The sequence below is a fragment of the Pseudonocardia sp. NPDC046786 genome, assembly GCF_040645415.1.
In the GTDB taxonomy this organism is placed as follows: Bacteria; Actinomycetota; Actinomycetes; order Mycobacteriales; family Pseudonocardiaceae; genus Pseudonocardia; species Pseudonocardia kongjuensis.
Genome location: NZ_JBEYYF010000001.1, coordinates 393,242 through 410,240, shown reverse-complemented (window position 1 = coordinate 410,240; position 16,999 = coordinate 393,242). Strand labels below are relative to the sequence as shown.

The following is a 16,999-nucleotide window of genomic DNA, read 5'->3' as shown; positions in this document are numbered from 1 at the left end:
GCGGGGGGTCGCGGCGGTTTCGTCATGGTCGTTCGCTCATCTGCAGTCCGAGCGCGTCACGATCGGAGCTCGATCACCGTCTTGCCGATGCGGACCGGCGTCCCCAGGGGGACCCGGGTGGGCCCGGAGACCTTAGCCCGCTCCAGATACGTGCCGTTCGTCGACCCGAGATCCTCGACGTACCAGTCGTCCCCCTGCTGGGAGATGCGGGCGTGCCGGGTCGAGGCGTAGTCGTCGTCCAGCTTGAGCGTGGAGTCATCGGCGCGGCCGATCAGGATCGGCCGCGAGTCCAGGGTGATCCGGCTGCCGGCCAGCGGGCCCTGGGTGACCAGCAGCTGGCGGGCGACCTTGCCGCGGCCGGTGCCGCGGACCCGGCCGCCCCGGCCACCGCCCCGCCCGGGGACCGCGGCCTTGAGGCCGGACGCCGCGTACAGGTCCGAACGGACCACCTGCAGCGCGAGCAGCACGAACAGCCAGAGGAGAGCCAGGAAGCCACCTCTGGTCAGCTGCAGCACCAGTTCCGGCACTTCGCCCGTTCGCCCTTCTCGCGGTTATCGCACGGACCGCCCGCCCGGATCAACGCCGGGCGGGCGGCCGATGCCGTCCGTCGTCCAGTCTGACGTGCCCTCGCGGGGCGCTCAGCCCTGGGTCCGGAAGACCAGGCTGGAGTGCCCGACGCGGACGACGTCGCCGTCGGTCAGCTGGCAGGACTGGACCGGCGAGTTGTTGACCGTGGTGCCGTTGGTGGAGCCCAGGTCGTTGAGGGTCGCGACCTGGCCGTCCCAGGTGACCTCCAGGTGCCTGCGGGAGACCCCGGTGTCCGGCAGTCGGAAGTTGGAGTCCTGGCCGCGCCCGATGACGTGGGTGCCCTCGGTCAGCTGGTAGTTGCGGTTCGACCCGTCGTCCAGGATCAGCATCGCGGTCAGCTGCTGCGGGGCGCCCCAGCCGCCCTGGGCCGGGTAGCCGCCGTCGTAGCCCTGGTCGTAGCCGCCCTGCTGCGGGTAGCCGGGCTGCTGGCCGTACCCCGGCTGGCCGTAGCCGCCGTCGTAGCCCTGGTCGTAGCCGCCCTGCTGGGGGTAGCCGGGCTGGGCGTAGCCCTGCGGCTGGCCGTAGCCGCCCTGGGGCTGGCCGTAGCCGTCGTAACCCTGCTCGTAGCCCTGCTGCGGGTAGCCGGGCTGCTGCTGCGGGTAGCCGCCGCCGTAGCCCTGGTTCGGGTCGGCGTACCCGCCCTGCTGCGGGTAGCCGCCCTGCTGGGGGTAGCCGGGCTGGCCGTACTGGTCGTACCCGCCCTGCTGCTGACCGTACTGCCCGCCACCCTGCTGCTGGTACTGGTCGTACCCCTGCTGCGGGGGCTGGCCGTAGCCCTGCTGGCCGTACTGGTCGTACCCGCCCTGCTGCTGGCCGTACTGGGCGCCGCCCTGCTGACCCTGCTCCTGGTCGTACCCCGGAGGCGCGTAGGTCTGCTGGCCGTATCCGCCGGGGGCGCCCCGGTCGTATCCGTACTGCCCGTTGTCCTCGGGGTGGCCCGGTTGCTGGCTCATGGGTGCTTCTCCTGCGGTGCGTGCTCTGGTGGCGGCCCGACGGGAAGCGTCGGGGTCGACAGCGGAGCGGGTGCGGAACTGTCCCGTGTGCAGCGCCTCGGAGCGCTCCAGAAAGACTACGACCTCACCGTAGGTGTCCCATCCCTGGTCGGTGAGTTCTTTCGCCACGTGCGACGACAGGGATCGGATGACCCCGTCCTCGTCGCCAGCCATCCGGTCGAGATCGCTGGGGCTGAGCAGCACCGTGAACCGGTTGGGTGCCAGCAGGCGACCCCCGGCGAGCTGCTCCACGTTGTCCTCGGCTTCCCTCAGCAGCGCCTGTGCGACTTCCTGTGGGACGACGCTGCCTCCGAAGACCCGCGCGAACGCATCGCCCACGAACCCCTGAAGACGGCGCTCGAAGCGATCCACGCGGCCCAAATGATCTCCTCCGTCCGCATCGGCGTGTCGGTGATGTGTCGCCGATCGTATCTGTGCTAACCGGAGGACCCGGCGGCGCCCGACCGAACCGGTCGCGGGCGTCCCCGCGGTCCTCCCTCCGATGTACCCCTGCCGGTTGCGCGGCGCATCCGCGGATCCCCGCGCGGACCCCCCTGCACGGCCCGTCCGGACGGGGTGCTAACTTTCCCTCGTCGCTCAGGGCGAGTGGCGGAATGGCAGACGCGCACGGTTCAGGTCCGTGTGTCCGAAAGGACGTGAGGGTTCAACTCCCTCCTCGCCCACACTTTCACCTCCTGGTGGAGATCTTCCTCCCCGGGCGTCACGATCGCCATCGCGCGATCGGTATCGCAGCTCACCCGATCCGGTTCCGTCCGGTCCAGGCTCCACACTGCGTCGCCGCGGCCCGTCCGGCCGGGCGCCGCCGTGCGCCGGTCAGGCGTCCCGCAGCGCCGGGCGGTCCGGATGATCGGCCATCACGAGCACGTCCGCCTGCCCGCCCGGGTCGGCCTCGTCGTCGTAGCGGGCGTAGGCGGGTGCCGTCCACGCGTCGTCGGGACCCAGCCGCCGCTCCAGCGCCGCCCGGCCCATCCGCAGGTGCACGGTCAGCTCGGCGGGCAGGCCGCGGCCGAGCAGCCGCCCGCCGGCCAGCAGCACGACGCCGCCGTCGCCCAGCGGCACCGGCTCCGCGCGGAACGCGCGGTCCCGCACCCGGTCCCGCAGCCGCGGCAGCACCCGGCCCGAGCCGTCCGGGCCGCCCGGCCCGAGCACCTCGCGGCGCAGCGCCGGCTCGTCCAGCCAGCCGTCCAGGAACATGCCGGTGTCCGTGCGGCCACGTTCGAGCCGGAGCGAGGCCGGGCGGAGGAAGTCGTCGGCGTCCACGGCGAGCGCGTCGCGGCCGCGGGCGCGCAGCAGCTCGGCGACGGCGCGGGCCAGCGGGAGCGGACCGGCCGGCGGCGGACCGTCGAGGAGCACCCGCAGCCGTCCGGGACGGTCGGTGAGCCGGTCCGCCAGGAACCCGGCGAGCCCGGTCCGGTCCACCGGGCGGAAGCCACCCGCCACTCGTCCTCCCGGTCGCTGGTGCCGATCGGTCCCGGCGGCGAGACTAGGCCGGTGGTCTCCGAGTCCTCCACCGCGGCCGGGGTGGCGCTGCGCCGCGCGCTTCGGGTGATGGAGGCCGTCGCGGAGGCCGGCGACGGGGTGACTGCCAAGGCACTCGCCCGCCGCCTGGAGCTGCCGCTGCCGACGACGTACCGGCTGCTCGGGACGCTGGTCGAGGAGGGCTACCTGGTCCGGCTGCACGCGGCCCGCGGCTACGGGCTGGGCTACCGGGTGGTCGGGCTGTACCGCGGCATCACCGACCGGATCGCGCCGCCCGAACCGGCCCGGGAGATCCTCGCCGAGCTGCACACCCGGATCGGCGCGGCGGCGGTGCTCACCGTGCTGCGGTCCGACGACGTCGTGGTCGCGCACACCGAGACCTGCGCCGCCCATCCCGGGCCCGGCGCGATGCCGGGGGAGCCGCTGCCCGCGCACGCGACCGCGCCGGGCAAGGTGCTGCTCGCCGGGCTGGAGCCGGGCCGGCTCGCCGAGGTGCTCGGCCCGGGGCCGCTCGCCCCGCTGACCCCGCACACGCTGGTCGACCGCAGGCTGCTCGACCGGGAGCTGCTGCGGGTGCGCTCGGCCGGGGTCGCGGTCGAGGTGGAGGAGCACGCCCGCGGGCGCGCCGGGCTGGCGGTCGCGGTACCGGCGGAGCGGGCCGCGGCGCTGGCCGTGCTGGTCAGCCGGGCGGACTTCGCGGGGCGGCGCTGGGAGCTGGAGCAGGCGGTGCGCGAGGCCGCCGGGCCGCTCGCCCGGCACCTCGCCGCCGCGCCGGGGGTGGCGGCGTCCGGCTGAACCGGGCCGCGGCCCGGCCGGTCCCGGCCCGTCGACCGGGCTTCCATATTCCGGAAGTCGGGTCGGCGGGCATGCGCACCCGGCGATACGTTCGCCGGCATGACGGAGACAGCGCAGTCCTCGCAGGCACCCACCGACACCGCGCCGTTCCGGGCCGACCACGTCGGCAGCCTGCTCCGCCCGCCGGAGCTGCTGGCGGCGCGCGAGCAGCACGCCGCGGGCACGCTCGACGACGCCGGCCTGCGCGCCGCCGAGGACGCCGCGATCACCGACGTGGTCGCCCTGCAGGAGTCGGTCGGGCTGCGCTCCGCGACCGACGGCGAGTTCCGCCGCACCTCGTGGCACATGGACTTCATCTACGCGCTCGGCGGCATCACCAAGACCGACGGCCGGGTCGAGGTGAAGATGCGCAACTCCTCCGGGGAGAACAACTTCACCTCCGCCGGGATGGCCGTCGACGGCCGGGTGCACCTCGCCGAGCCGATCTTCGCGACGGCGTTCGACCACCTCGCGTCGCAGGTCACCACCGCGACGCCGAAGCTCACCATCCCCTCGCCCAGCATGGTCTACGCGCGTGGCGGGCGGGCGGTCATCGACCAGGACGTCTATCCCGGCGACGACGGGGTCGAGGCGTTCTGGGCGGACCTGTCGGCGGCCTACGCCGACCAGCTGTCCGCGGTGTACGAGCGCGGCTGCCGCTACCTGCAGCTCGACGACACCGCGCTGGCCTACCTCAACGACCCGAACCACCGGGCCGAGCTCGCCGCGAAGGGCGACGACCCGCAGACCCAGCACCTGCGCTACATCCGCCAGATCAACGCCGCGATCGCCGACCGGCCGGCCGACCTGCAGGTCACCACGCACATGTGCCGGGGTAACTACCGGTCGTCCTGGGCGGCCGAGGGTGGCTACGACCACGTCGCCGAGGCGCTGTTCGGTGAGCTGACCGTGGACGGCTTCTTCTGCGAGTTCGACGACGAGCGCTCCGGCGGCTTCGAGCCGCTGCGGTTCGTCCCGCCGGGCAAGAAGGTCGTGCTCGGCCTGGTCACCACCAAGACCGGTGAGCTGGAGGACGCCGGCGAGCTCGTGCAGCGGATCGAGCAGGCGGCGAAGTACGTCCCGCTGGAGCAGCTGTGCCTGTCCCCGCAGTGCGGCTTCTCCTCCACCGTGGAGGGCAATGCGCTCACCGTGGACGACCAGAAGCGCAAGCTGGAGCTGATCGTCTCGGTCGCCGAGCAGGTCTGGGGCCGCTGATCCCGGCCCGCTGATCCGGTCCGCTGTCGGTGGTCCGGACCATACTCCGGCCATGGCCTACGACGAGGGGCTCGCCGCCCGGATCCGCGCCGGCCTGGCCGCGGAGCCCCGGGTGGCCGAGCGGCGGAAGTTCGGTGGGCTCGCGTTCGTGGTCGGCGGGCACATGGCGGTGGCCGTCTCCGGATCCGGCGGGCTGATGGTGCGGGTCGATCCACGGCGCTCCGGTGAGCTGCTGGGGAGGCCCCGGGCGTCGCCGATGGTGATGAACGGCCGCGAGCTCACCGGCTGGCTGCGGGTGGTCGGCGAGCCCGATCCGGACGACCTGGACGGCCCCGAGCTCGCGGACTGGGTGGCCGAGGGCGTCGGGTGCCCTGCTCGCGCTGCTGCTGCCGGTCTACCTGATCGGGCTGGCCCCGCTGTCCCAGCTCGGCGGGAACCTGCTGCGCGGCGCGGCGCTGGCCGCCGTGCTCCTGGCCCTGTCGACGGCGGCCGGCCGCCGAGGCCCGCTACGGTCCGAGCGTGACCGAGACCACCGCGTCCCCCCTGCACGAGCGCGTACTGGCCGGGGCCGCGCCCGGTGCCCGGCTGCTCGACGTCGGCTGCGGTGCCGGTGAGCTGCTGGTGGCCGGGCTCGCGGCCGGGCTCACCGTGTCCGGCGTGGACGTCGAGCGCGGAGCCCTGGCGATGGCGGAGCGGGCCGCAACGGCCGCGGACCTGCGTCCCGGCGACGCGCACGAGCTCCCGTTCGACGACGACGCTTTCGACCTGGTCACCCTGGTCCAGGTGCTGGAGCACCTGACGAACCCGGTGCTGGCGCTGCGCGAGGCCGGGCGGGTGTGCGCCCCTGGTGGTGCGGTGCGGGCCAGCGTCTGGGGCACGCCGGACGAGTGCGACGCGGCCGTGATCGGCGTGGCACTGGCCCCGCTGACCGCGGTGGCCCCGGCCCCGCGGCAGGACCCGCCGCGCGCCGGTGCGGGACCGGGCCCCGGGGCGGGCGGTGCCGCCGCGGTCGTCCGCCCGGGAACCGACCGCAGCGGTAGCGGGGCGCCGCCGCTGACCGACCCGGAGCGGCTGGCGAAGATCGCCGGGACGGCCGGGCTGGTCGTGCGGGGGATCGCCGTCGTCCGGGTGCCGACCGACCATCCCGACCCGGACGACCTGGTCGCCGGGGTGCTGGCGTCCGGACCGGGCAGGCACGCCGCCCGGTCGGCCGGGCCGGGTGCCGTGCGCGACGCGCTGCTGGCCGCGCTGGAGCCGTTCCGGGTGGGGGAGGGGTACCGGCTGGTCGACACCGTCCGGGTGCTCGACGCCACCCCTGGCTGAGCCTCACCCCGGGCCCGGCACGCACGTGGGCCGTGCCCCCGGCGGCGGGGCACGGCCCACGTGGTCGGCGGTCCCGGCAGGGTCCGGTTCCGCTCAGCTCCCGGCGGCGGCCGGGGCCCGATCCGTGTAACGAATCTTGAGTAGCGACTTGCAGTACTCCCCGTTGGTCTCGATCCCGACCCGCTGCAACCGCGCCCGGCGCAGGTGGAGTGGGACCTGTTCGACCGTCACCGGTGACCCGTCGGAGTGCACCAGCAGTGGGGCGTCGTCGGCGGCCGGGAGGCCGATGGTCTCCCGGCGGCGCCGCATCCGGGTGAGCTCGTCGGTGTCGGCCTCGGTCCCGGCGAGCTCGCCGAGGGTGAGCGCGGCCAGCTCCTCAGGGGTGCGGCCGGCGTCGACCAGCGGCCGGGCCACCCGGTCCTGGCCGGCCAGCGCGGCCTTGGCCAGGAACGTGTGCCGCAGCTCGTCGAGCTCGGCAGCGGCCTCGCCGTTGATCGAGCCCTCGAACGACTTCACGAAACCGGCGTGCGCCGCGACCCCGCCGTTGATCTCGTCGGAGGCGTGGTGGTCCGCCAGCGTCACCTGCGCCCTGCTCACTCCCGGGACGGCCGTGACCGCGTCGTAGGCGTCGGCGACCATCAGGAACGAGAAGTTCGGCGCGCAGAAGAACGTCGGCAGCCGGAGCCCGACGGTCACGACGCTGCCGCCGTGACCGTCGGGCGAGACGGTGCAGGACTCGACGAAGTCGAGATCCGTGATGGGCTCGTCCAGCTCCGGATCGAGCACCGTCCCCAGCGCGGACCACACGGCCTGCCGGTCGACGACGCCGGCGGTGCCGGTGACGGCGCCCGTGTCGTCGAGGGTCTCAGCAGGTCCGCCAGCCATTACGCCTGAGCCCCGGCCTTGTTGTCGACGAGCTCCTCGCCCGGCGCCATCGCCTCGTCGGCCGAGGTGTCCGGCAGCTCCAGCCCGGCCGGGACCGGGATGTCGTAGAGCTTCGCGGCGTTCAGGCCGAGGATCTTCTTCTTGCTGTCGGTGGTGAGCCGCGGGTAGTCGGCGAACTGGTCGTCGTCGGGCATCTGCCAGTCGACGAAACCCTCGACCTGCCACTTCGGCGTCCAGATGTTGTAGTCGCCGCCGAAGGTCATCTTGTCCTCGCCGACCCAGAACAGCAGCTCGCCCATCACCTTGGCGAAGAACTTCGGGCGGGCGTGCATCAGGCCGCCGATGACGACCGAGAGGCCGGCGTAGACGTTCGGCTCCTGCACCGCCATGAAGCAGAAGTCCTCGATGCGCGGCAGCCCGACGTGCTCGACGATGAAGTTGAGGCCCTGGAAGTCGGTCGCGGCGTGGTCGACGTCGGCGACGTCGAACGCGTCCTTGTCCAGCGGCCAGATCGTCGGGCCCTTGTGCACGTGGATGTTCTTGATCCCGAGCTCCTGCGCGGCCTGCAGGAACCGGTACGCCTCGGGATCGGTCAGCTTGTAGCCGCGGGAGTCGCCGTTCCACTCCGCGGTGTAGAGCTTCACGCCCTTGAGGTTGAACTTCTTCGCGTCGGCCTCGAGCTGCTTGAGGCCCTCGTCGCCCTCGCGCGGGTCGAACCGCCCGTTGACGATGACCTTGTCACCGAACCGCTCCAGCAGCGCCGAGTTCTGCTCGGTGGTGTTGAAGCCCTTCGTGTACCACTCCTTCAGGTACGTCGACTGGAAGATCGCGTAGTCGACGTGGCCCTCGACGAACATGTCCCGCTCGAAGTCGTCGACCGAGACCTTGAGGTACTTCTCCCAGTCCCAGTGGGTCTCCGGCGGGCCCAGCTGGTGGTAGCCGTAGAAGCAGTCGATCCAGCCCTTGGCGTACTGCTCGCGACCCTCGCGCCAGTTCTCCCGGGAGGCGTCCCAGAAGTGGCAGTGGGAGTCGACGACGAAGTACTTCTCGCCATCCTTCTCGTACATGGTTCCTCCTGCGCCGGCGTCGTCGCCGTTCGGTGGTGGTCAGGAAAGACGTTCGTCGTGTACGTACGTGTGAACCGGGGCTAGGGGACGAGGATCGCCCGGCCGCGGACCTTGCCCGCGTCCAGGTCGTGCAGCGCGTCGATCGCCTGGTCGAGCTTGTACTGCACGGTGTGCAGGGTGACCTTCCCGGCCTGCGCCAGGACCATCAGCTCGGCGAGGTCGTTGTAGGTGCCGACGATGTTGCCGATCACGTTCTTCTCGCCCGCGACGAAGTCGAGGGTGGGGGCCTTGAACTCGCCGCCGTAGCCGAGGACGAAGTTGTAGCCGGCCGGGCCGGTCATCGCCCAGGCGTCGAGTTCGGCGCCCTCCTCGGCGACGAAGTCGAAGGTGACGGTAGCGCCGCCGCCGGTGAGCTCCTGGACGGCCTCGACGTGGTTGCCGTCGGCGACCACGGTCTCGTCGGCGCCGATCTTCTTGGCCAGCTCCAGCGCGGCCGGGTTCTTGTCCACCACGATGATCTTCGTGGCGGTCAGTGCGGCGAGCGCCTGGATTCCGATGTGTCCCAGCCCGCCCGCGCCCTGCACGACGGCGGTGGTGCCCGGGTAGAGGAACGGCACCGACTTGCGCACCGCGTGGTAGGCGGTGATGCCCGCGTCGGCGAGCGCGGCGACGTCGGCCGGGTTGGTGTTCGGGTCGAGCTTCACGCAGGCCCGCGCCGAGGTGCGCAGGTACTCGGCCATGCCGCCGTCGTTGCTGGACAGGCCGGGGAAGAACGCGTCACCGGTGCACTGCATGTCCCGCCCGGACCGGCAGGCCAGGCAGAGCCCGCAGGACGGCTGCGGGTGCAGGATGACGGTGTCGCCGACCTTCACGTTGGTGACGGCGTCGCCGACGGCGTGCACCCAGCCGGCGTTCTCGTGGCCGATCACGTAGGGCAGGTCAGGGTTCTGGATATCGGCCCAGTCGCCGTTGACGATGTGCAGGTCGGTGCGGCAGACACCGGCCCCGCCGATCTTCACGATGACGTCCAGGGGGCCCTGGATCTTGGGTTCCGGGATGTCGTCGATCTGGGGGTCCTGCTGGTACGCGTGCACCCGCACGGCTTTCACTCGGGTACCTCCTGGGTCGGACGCGCGTCGCTGCGCGTCGGATGTGGTGGGACTACGCGGCGTTCCTGTCGTGGCCCGTCGGCGGCGGTCGGTGACCGCGGTCTCTGTGCCACCCGTCACAGCGATCAGAACCCCGCCGCGGACCGCGGACAAGAGGGTCCCTTCTCGCTGGTCGATAATTCAGACAAAACGGTCCGCTTTCGCGGTTGGTTACCCGTGAGTAGCATGCGGGCATGGCAGACGACGTGAGCTGGGTGGCCGACGCGATGACGCAGGCGGTCCCGTGGGTGTCCACCGCCGGGATCTCCTTCGGCCGGATCAGCACCGATCGGGTGGAGGCCTTCCTCCCCGACCGTGCGGACCAGCACAACCACGTCGGCGGTCCGCACGCCGCGGTGATGTTCGGGCTCGGCGAGACGGCGTCCGGCGCGGTCGGGCTGGCTGCCTTCGCGGCGGCCGGTGACCGGGCCGTCCCGCTGGTCGTCCGGTCCGAGATCCGCTACCTCAAGCTCGCCAGGGGCGACCTGCGGGCCGAGGCCGTGCTGACCCGTCCGGCGGGTGAGGTGCTCGCCGAGCTGGACGCCGGGACCCGTCCGGAGTTCACCGTGGACGTCACGATCACCGACGCGGACGGCGTGCAGACCGGTGCGATGACGATCGTCTGGACGCTCAAGCCGCACCGGTAGCGCCGGGCGGCTAGCGTCGTCGTCATGGATGTGGTCATCGCCGGAGGACACGGACAGATCGCGCTGCGGCTGTCCACCCTGCTCGCCGGGCAGGGGCACACGGTGCGCTCGATCGTGCGCAATCCCGACCACCTGGACGACGTGCGCGCCACCGGGGCGAGCGGCGTGCTCGCCGACCTGGAGTCGACCGGCGCCGCCGAGCTCGCCGGGCACCTCACCGGGGCCGACGCGGTCGTGTTCGCCGCCGGGGCCGGGCCGGGCAGCACCGCGGCGCGCAAGGAGACCGTCGACCGGAACGGTGCGACGCTGCTCGCCGACGCCGCCGCGACCGCCGGGATCCGCCGGTACCTGCTGGTCTCCTCGACCGGGGCGGACGCCGAGCCGGATCCGGGGCTCGGCGAGGTGTGGGCCGCCTACATCCGGGCGAAGAAGGCCGCCGAGGAGGCCGTGCGGGCCGACGGCAGGCTGGCCGCCACGGTCCTGCGCCCGCACCGGCTCACCGACGACCCGGGCACCGGGAAGGTGCAGCTGGTGCCGCCGCCGCTGGACCGGGGCGAGATCACCCGCGACGACACCGCGGCCGTGCTGGCCGCGCTGCTCACCGCCGATCACACGATCGGGTCCACCCTGGAGCTGCGCTCGGGTGACATCGCGGTGGCCGACGCGGTGGCGGCGCTGGGCGGGTGAGAAATCCGGCCCGGGCGGGAATGCTGGGGCCATGAGCGAGCACGAGTACGACGTCGTCGTGATCGGGGCGGGTCCGGTCGGGGAGAACGCCGCAGGCTACGCGGCCGCCGCCGGCCTGTCCGCCGCCCTGGTGGAGGACGAGCTGATCGGCGGCGAGTGCTCGTACTGGGCGTGCATCCCGTCGAAGGCGCTGCTGCGCACCCCGCAGGCGGTCGCCGACGCCCGCCGGCTGCCGGGGGTCACCGCCGAGTTCGATCCGGCCGCGGTGCTGGAGCGGCGCACGTACTTCACCGGCAACTGGGACGACTCCGGGCAGGAGGAGTGGGCCCGGGGCGCCGGTGTGGTGGTGCTGCGCGGCCGCGGGCGGCTCACCGGGGAGCGGCAGGTGCAGGTCACCGGGCACGACGGGGCGCTCACCCCGGTCACCGCGCGGCGCGCCGTCGTGCTGGCCACCGGGAGCGTCCCGGTCACGCCGACGGTCCGCGGGCTCGACTCGGTGCCGTTCTGGGGGTCCCGCGGGGCGACCTCGGCGAAGGAGATCCCGGACCGGCTCGGGGTGCTCGGCGGCGGCGTCGTCGGCTGCGAGCTGGCGCTGGCCTTCGCCCGGCTCGGCTCCCGGGTCACCCTGTTCCAGCACGGCCCGCGGGTGCTGCCGAACGCCGAGCCGGTCGCCTCCGAGCGGGTAGCCGACGGGCTGCGCGAGGCAGGCGTCGACCTGCGGACCGGTACCGGCCTGGACTCGGTCGAGCCGGCCGGCCGCGGCTCCGGCCCGGGCACCGACGCGGTCCGGCTGCACGGCGGCGGGGACGTCGTCGAGGTGGACCGGCTGCTGGTGGTGACCGGCCGGCGTCCGGCGTCCGGCGATCTCGGGCTGGACTCGGTCGGGGTGCGCACCACCGACCGGGGCGCCGTCCCGGTCGACGACTCCGGACTGGTCGAGGGCGGCGGCGACTGGCTCTACGCGGTCGGCGACGTCAACGGCCGGGCACCGCTCACCCACCAGGGCAAGTACCAGGCCCGGATCGCCGCGCACGCGATCGCCGCCCGCGCCGGGGGCCGGCCGCTGGACGCCGGGCCGTGGGGTGAGGACGCCGCCACCGCCGACCACGCGGCCGTCCCGCAGGTGGTGTTCACCGATCCCGAGGTGGCCTGGGTCGGCCGGACCGCCGACGCCGCCCGCGCCGCCGGGCTGCCGGTCCGGGTGATCGACATGGAGATCGCGGTGGCCGGGTCGTCGCTCACCGCGGACGGCTGGTCCGGCCGGGTGGTCGCCGTCGTCGACACCGAGCGGGAGGTGCTGGCCGGCCTCACCTTCGTCGGGCCCGGCGTCGCCGATCTGCTGCACGCCGCGACCGTCGCCGTGGTCGGCGAGGTCCCGCTGCGGCGGCTGTGGCACGCCGTGCCCGCGTTCCCGACCGTCAGCGAGGTCTGGCTGCGGCTGCTGGAGGCCTACCGGGCGGGCTGAGCGGCGATCAGGACCGCACGCCCAGGTGGTCCAGCAGCTCGACCTCGATCCGGTCCAGGTCGCGGGAGATCGTGCGGTAGGCAGCCTTGCGGCGGGCGACCGGCATGTTCTCCGCCGCCCGGACGGCGGCCGCGAGATCGTGCAGCCGCGGCTCGGTCTCGTCGGCGAACCGCTTCGCCGCGGCGTCGGACTCGGTGGTGCCGTCCTCGCGCAGCTCGGTGATGGTGCGCGAGATCCGGGACAGCCGCGCGTGCAGCTTGCCGCCCGGCCCGGAGTAGCCGCCCAGCTCGTCCGGGGAGACCCCGAGCCGGCGCGAGCGCTGGTCGTCGAGCCGGTGCCGCAGCGATCCGGCGGCCGCCATCGCGTACGGCGCCAGCAGCGGCGCCAGGAGCTTGGCGATGCCCAGGTAGCGCTGGACCTTCTTGGCGTTCCACTCGCGGGCGACGCGCTCGCGCTCGGCCTGCTTCGCGGCCCGTGCCTCGCTCTTGAGCCGGCCCTTCTCCGCGGTGAGCGACGCCTTCGCCTCGGCCTTGCGGGCGCTCGCGTCGGCCTTCGCGGCGGCCCTGGTGACCTTGCGGTCCGCCGAGCGGGCCTTCAGGTCGGCCTCGCTGAGCAGGCCCTGCGCGGCCGAGGCGACCCGGTCGCCGCCCTTGCCGAGGGCCCGGCGGGTGGTGCGGGCGGCCCGGCGCCCGGCCTTGTCGGCCCGGCGGCCCGCGGCCTCCGCCCGGCGGCGCGCCTTCGCGGCCCTGCGGTGCAGCTTCTCGGTCGCCCGGTCGGCCGCGTCCCGGGTGCTCCCGGCCGCGTCCTGGACCCACTCCGACGCGTCGACCGCCGCCTCCCTGGTCGCCGCGGCGGCCCGCTCGCCCGCGCTCGGCTTCCTGCGCAGCAGTCCCATGTCGTGTCCTCCAGGTCCGGTCGACCGCACGTGATCGGCATTATCGTCGCCGCAGCCTAGGGCCCGCGCCACCGGGCGCGCAGGCCCGACACCGGCGAGTGACCTGACCGGTGGCCGATCGGCACTCGTCGGAAGTGTCGGGGGTGGTCTCTACCCTCGATGTCCGTGAGCACCCCGACCGGATCCCGTACCGCGCCACGCGTCCTGCTGGACGCGGCGGCGCTCAGCGGGTGCCGCAGGCGGGTGCACCTGGATCACGACCCGGCCGCCGCCGGTGCGCCCCGCGCGCTGCCCGATCCGGCGATCGAGCAGCGCCGGGCGGACGCGGCGGCGCACCGGGTGCGGATCGGCGAGCTGCTGGCCGAGGTGTGGGGGGCCGACTGGGCGAGCGCCTGGCCCTCGGGCGCGGCCGGGCCGGAGCCCGGGGAGGGCGGCGCCCGGGCCGCGCGCGCCGCGCGCACCGCCGAGCTGGTCGCGGCCGGGGCGGCGATGATCTGGGGGGCGGTCCTGCCGCTCGACGGCGATCGGCGCGGCGGCGCCGAGCTGCTGGTCCGGGTGCCCGGCGGCGGCTACGTCCCGGTGCTGGTGGTCCGCCGCCGGATCACCGATCCGGGCGAGGGCGCCCGCACCACCGCCGTCACCGATCCGTGGCCGCAGCGCGCCCGGCACGACCCGGACCGCAAGGTCCGCTCCCAGCCGCGCGACCTGCTCGCGCTCGCCCAGCTCACCCGGCTGCTGGAGGCGGCGGGCTGGGCGCCGCCGGAGTCGGCGCCCCGGCTGGGCGGGGTGATCGGGCTGGATGCCGACGTCGTCGTGTGGCACGACCTGCGGGCCGGTCACTGGCCGGGCGGGCGGCACACCCTCGACGAGTACGACGTCCGGTTCGCCGACCGGTCCGCGGTGGCCCGGTCCGCCGCCGCCGGTGGGCCCGCGCTGGCCGCGCCGTCCCGGATCACCGAGTGCCGCCGCTGCCCGTGGTGGCCGACCTGCGAGGCCGAGCTGGCGGCCGTCGACGACGTGAGCCTGGTCGCGCACGGGGAGACGGCGCGGCTGCTGCGCGGGGCGGGGGTGAGCACGGTCGCCGACCTGGCGGCGCTCGACCCGGCCGCGCCGCCCGCCGCGCTCGCCGTGCCGCTGCCCGGGCCGCCGTTCACCGACCTGGTGGCGCTGGCCAGGGCCCGGGGCCAGGGGCTCGCGGTCGCCCGCCGGGTGCCGCGGGTGCCGGTCCCGCGCGGCGACGTCGAGATCGACATCGACATGGAGAGCTTCGGCGAGTCCGGCGCCTACCTGTGGGGGGTGCTGCTGTCCTACCCGGGCGGCCTGCGCGACGGCGATCCCGAGCCGGGGTACCGGGCGTTCGCCACCTGGGAGCCGCTCCCCACCCCCGACGAGGGGCGCTCGTTCGGCGAGTTCTGGACCTGGCTGTCCGGGATCCGGGCGATCACGGCCGGGTCGGGCCGGTCGTTCGCCGCGTACTGCTACAACGAGCAGGCCGAGAACCGCTGGATGCTGTCCTCGGCGCAGCGGTTCGCCGGGATGCCCGGCGTGCCGACCGAGCGGGCGGTGCGCGAGTTCATCTCCGACCCGTCCTGGGTGGATCTCTACGGCGTGGTGTCGCGCTGGTTCCTGTGCGCGCACGGCAAGGGCCTGAAGAAGATCGCGCCCGCCGCCGGGTTCGGGTGGCGCGATCCGGAGGCCGGCGGCGAGAACTCGATGCGCTGGTACCGGGACGCCGTCGCGCTGGAGGGCGGCGAGCCCGATCCGGTGCAGCGCGAGCGGCTGCTCCGGTACAACACCGACGACGTGCTGGCCACGCAGGTGCTGCGGGAGTGGATGTCGTCGGACCGGGTGCTGGAGGTCCCCCTGGTGAGCGAGCTGGCGCCGCCCGCCGTGTGAGGATGCGGGCGTGGCACCCCGTACGTACGACCGGATCGGGCCGCGCGGAGCGGTCAGCAGCACCCACCATCTGGGCACCGCCGCGGCGGCGTCCGTGCTCGCCCGCGGTGGCAACGCCTTCGACGCGGCCGCCGCCTGCGGCTTCGTCCTGCAGGTGGTCGAGCCGCACCTCTGCGGGCCCGGCGGCGAGCTGCCCGCCGTGTTCGTCACCGCGGCCGACCCGACCCCGACGGTGCTGTGCGCCCAGGGCGTCGCCCCGGCCGCCGCGACACCGGAGCGGTTGCGCGCCGAGGGGTGCGAGATCGTCCCCGGAACCGGCCTGCTCCCGGCGACCGTGCCGGGCGCGTGGCACGGCTGGCTGACCCTGCTGCGCGATCACGGCACCTGGGAGCTCGCCGATGTGCTGGAGCCGGCGCTGGGCTACGCCGCGTCCGGGTTCCCGCTGCTCCCGCGGGTCCCGCAGGTGCTGGCCGCGGTCGCCGAGCACGTCACCGCGCACTGGCCGGGAACGGCCGCGACCTGGCTGCCGGACGGCCGGATCCCCGGGCCGGGCGAGATCGTGCGGCTGCCCGCGCTGGCCGCGACCTGGCGGCGGCTGCTCGACGCGGCGACCGGCCCGTCCCGCGAGGCGCGGATCGACGCCGCCCGCGACGCCTGGTACCGCGGCTTCGTCGCCGAGGAGATCGACCGCTTCGTCCGCACCCCGGTCCGCGACGAGACCGGCTGCGACCACGCTGGACTGCTGACCGCCGACGACCTGGCGTCGTGGTCGTCGCACTACGAGCCCGCGGTCGTCGCCGACGCCGGGAACGGCTGGTCGGTCGCCAAGTGCGCGGCGTGGTCGCAGGGCCCGGTGCTGCTGCAGCAGCTGCGCCTGCTGTCCGGTGTGGACCTGGAGCTGCCGGGTGGGGTGGCGACCGCGGAGACCGTGCACGTCGCGGCCGAGGCGGCGAAGCTGGCGTTCGCCGACCGGGAGGCCTGGTACGGTGACTCGGCGCCGGTGCCGCTCGACGAGTTGCTCTCCGACGGCTACACCGACGCCCGGCGCGCCCTGATCGGCCCGGTCTCCGACGGCACGCTGCGCCCCGGCTCGCCCGGCGGGCGGGAACCGCGGATCGGGGACTACCCGGCCACCCCGGGCGCCGGCCGGTCGACCGGCACCGACGGCCCCGGCTCGGGTGAGCCGACGGTCGGCAGGCAGGGCGTCACCCGCGGGGACACCGTGCACGTCGACGTCGTCGACGCCGCCGGGAACATGGTCTCGGTGACGCCGTCCGGCGGCTGGTTGCAGTCCTCGCCGACCGTGCCGGCGCTCGGCTTCTGCCTCGGCACCCGCGGGCAGATGTTCTGGCTGGAGGAGGGCCTGCCCAGCTCGCTGGTCCCCGGCCGGATGCCGCGGACCACGCTCAGCCCGTCGCTGGCCTTCCGCGACGGCGAGCCGGCCGCGGCGTTCGGCACGCCCGGCGGCGACCAGCAGGACCAGTGGCAGCTGTGCTTCCTGCTCGCGATGATCCACGGCGGACTGGACCTGCAGGCCGCGATCGACGCGCCGGCCTGGCACTCCACGGCGTTCCCCGGCTCGTTCGCACCGCGCGGCTGGGGGGCGCACGGCCTGGTCGTGGAGTCCCGGCTCGGCGCCGCCACCCTGGCCGAGCTGTCCCGGCGCGGGCATCTGGTGGACGACGCGGGCCCCTGGGAGCTGGGCCGGATGTGTGCGGTCGGCCGGGGCGCGGTGCTGCCCGGCGGGGGAGGGGCGGGGGCGCTGCACGCCGCCGCCGATCCCCGGTCCGGGGTGGCGGCGGCGATCGCGCTGTAGCCCGGCGCCGCGGAGCCTCGCGGTCGTCGGCTGCGACTGTC

At 74.6% G+C, this 16,999-nt stretch carries 16 protein-coding genes and 1 tRNA gene; 10 read left to right on the top strand and 7 right to left on the bottom strand.

What is annotated here, in order from left to right:
• Positions 1–56: 56 nt before the first annotated feature.
• Entirely contained in the window at positions 57–527 is a 471-nt protein-coding gene (locus ABZ881_RS02065; RefSeq protein WP_344024056.1) for an FHA domain-containing protein, read from the bottom strand.
• A gap of 111 nt (positions 528–638) precedes the next feature.
• The gene (locus ABZ881_RS02060; protein ID WP_358481050.1) at positions 639–1,961 is read right to left on the bottom strand and encodes a DUF3662 and FHA domain-containing protein; all 1,323 of its coding nucleotides are present in this window, start codon (positions 1,959–1,961) and stop codon (positions 639–641) included.
• A gap of 219 nt (positions 1,962–2,180) precedes the next feature.
• On the opposite strand from ABZ881_RS02060, the gene ABZ881_RS02055 reads away from it, so the two are divergent.
• Positions 2,181–2,263 (top strand) — tRNA-Leu (locus ABZ881_RS02055).
• A 151-nt stretch (positions 2,264–2,414) separates the two neighbouring features.
• Here ABZ881_RS02055 and ABZ881_RS02050 read toward each other — a convergent pair.
• Positions 2,415–3,041 carry a uridine kinase gene (locus ABZ881_RS02050; protein ID WP_358481049.1) on the bottom strand — a complete coding sequence of 209 codons (627 nt, stop codon included), beginning with the start codon at positions 3,039–3,041 and terminating at the stop codon, positions 2,415–2,417.
• Between the two features lie 51 nt (positions 3,042–3,092).
• Between ABZ881_RS02050 and ABZ881_RS02045 the strand changes: the two genes are divergently transcribed.
• From ABZ881_RS02045 to ABZ881_RS02030, 4 genes are all read left to right on the top strand, one after another.
• Positions 3,093–3,875, top strand: coding sequence for an IclR family transcriptional regulator C-terminal domain-containing protein (locus tag ABZ881_RS02045; RefSeq protein WP_344024062.1), 783 nt, complete (start codon positions 3,093–3,095; stop codon positions 3,873–3,875).
• A 99-nt stretch (positions 3,876–3,974) separates the two neighbouring features.
• Positions 3,975–5,129, top strand: a complete 1,155-nt coding sequence (locus ABZ881_RS02040; protein WP_358481047.1) for a 5-methyltetrahydropteroyltriglutamate--homocysteine S-methyltransferase — start codon at positions 3,975–3,977, stop codon at positions 5,127–5,129.
• A 52-nt stretch (positions 5,130–5,181) separates the two neighbouring features.
• Positions 5,182–5,652, top strand: a complete 471-nt coding sequence (locus ABZ881_RS02035; RefSeq protein WP_358481045.1) for a TfoX/Sxy family protein — start codon at positions 5,182–5,184, stop codon at positions 5,650–5,652.
• Positions 5,649–6,452, top strand: a complete 804-nt coding sequence (locus tag ABZ881_RS02030; RefSeq protein ID WP_358481043.1) for a class I SAM-dependent methyltransferase — start codon at positions 5,649–5,651, stop codon at positions 6,450–6,452. Before ABZ881_RS02035 ends, ABZ881_RS02030 begins: the two co-directional genes overlap by 4 nt.
• Positions 6,453–6,545: 93 nt before the next feature.
• Here ABZ881_RS02030 and ABZ881_RS02025 read toward each other — a convergent pair whose 3' ends face one another.
• The 3 genes from ABZ881_RS02025 to ABZ881_RS02015 form a co-directional block, all read right to left on the bottom strand.
• Complete coding sequence (locus ABZ881_RS02025; RefSeq protein WP_358481041.1) at positions 6,546–7,337, bottom strand: iron-sulfur cluster assembly protein; 792 nt, start codon at positions 7,335–7,337, stop codon at positions 6,546–6,548.
• Positions 7,337–8,404, bottom strand: coding sequence for an amidohydrolase family protein (locus ABZ881_RS02020; protein ID WP_344024077.1), 1,068 nt, complete (start codon positions 8,402–8,404; stop codon positions 7,337–7,339). Before ABZ881_RS02020 ends, ABZ881_RS02025 begins: the two co-directional genes overlap by 1 nt.
• Positions 8,405–8,484: 80 nt before the next feature.
• On the bottom strand, positions 8,485–9,513 hold the full coding sequence (locus tag ABZ881_RS02015; RefSeq protein ID WP_358481039.1) for an NAD(P)-dependent alcohol dehydrogenase: 1,029 nt from the start codon (positions 9,511–9,513) through the stop codon (positions 8,485–8,487).
• Positions 9,514–9,746: 233 nt separating this feature from the next.
• Between ABZ881_RS02015 and ABZ881_RS02010 the strand changes: the two genes are divergently transcribed.
• From ABZ881_RS02010 to ABZ881_RS02000, 3 genes are read left to right on the top strand one after another with little or no spacing between them, the layout of a single operon-like run.
• The gene (locus ABZ881_RS02010) at positions 9,747–10,199 is read left to right on the top strand and encodes a DUF4442 domain-containing protein (RefSeq protein ID WP_358481036.1); all 453 of its coding nucleotides are present in this window, start codon (positions 9,747–9,749) and stop codon (positions 10,197–10,199) included.
• 24 nt (positions 10,200–10,223) lie between these two features.
• Positions 10,224–10,886: an NAD(P)H-binding protein gene (locus tag ABZ881_RS02005; protein WP_358481035.1), complete on the top strand. Its 663-nt coding sequence runs from the start codon at positions 10,224–10,226 to the stop codon at positions 10,884–10,886.
• Positions 10,887–10,917: 31 nt separating this feature from the next.
• Positions 10,918–12,351: an NAD(P)/FAD-dependent oxidoreductase gene (locus ABZ881_RS02000; RefSeq protein WP_358481033.1), complete on the top strand. Its 1,434-nt coding sequence runs from the start codon at positions 10,918–10,920 to the stop codon at positions 12,349–12,351.
• 7 nt (positions 12,352–12,358) lie between these two features.
• Here the strand turns inward: ABZ881_RS02000 and ABZ881_RS01995 are convergent, their stop codons facing one another.
• Positions 12,359–13,246: a DUF6474 family protein gene (locus ABZ881_RS01995; RefSeq protein ID WP_358481032.1), complete on the bottom strand. Its 888-nt coding sequence runs from the start codon at positions 13,244–13,246 to the stop codon at positions 12,359–12,361.
• Between the two features lie 159 nt (positions 13,247–13,405).
• On the opposite strand from ABZ881_RS01995, the gene ABZ881_RS01990 reads away from it, so the two are divergent.
• Entirely contained in the window at positions 13,406–15,142 is a 1,737-nt protein-coding gene (locus ABZ881_RS01990; RefSeq protein ID WP_358481031.1) for a TM0106 family RecB-like putative nuclease, read from the top strand.
• 10 nt (positions 15,143–15,152) lie between these two features.
• Entirely contained in the window at positions 15,153–16,958 is a 1,806-nt protein-coding gene (locus ABZ881_RS01985) for a gamma-glutamyltransferase (protein ID WP_358481029.1), read from the top strand.
• Positions 16,959–16,999: the final 41 nt, after the last annotated feature.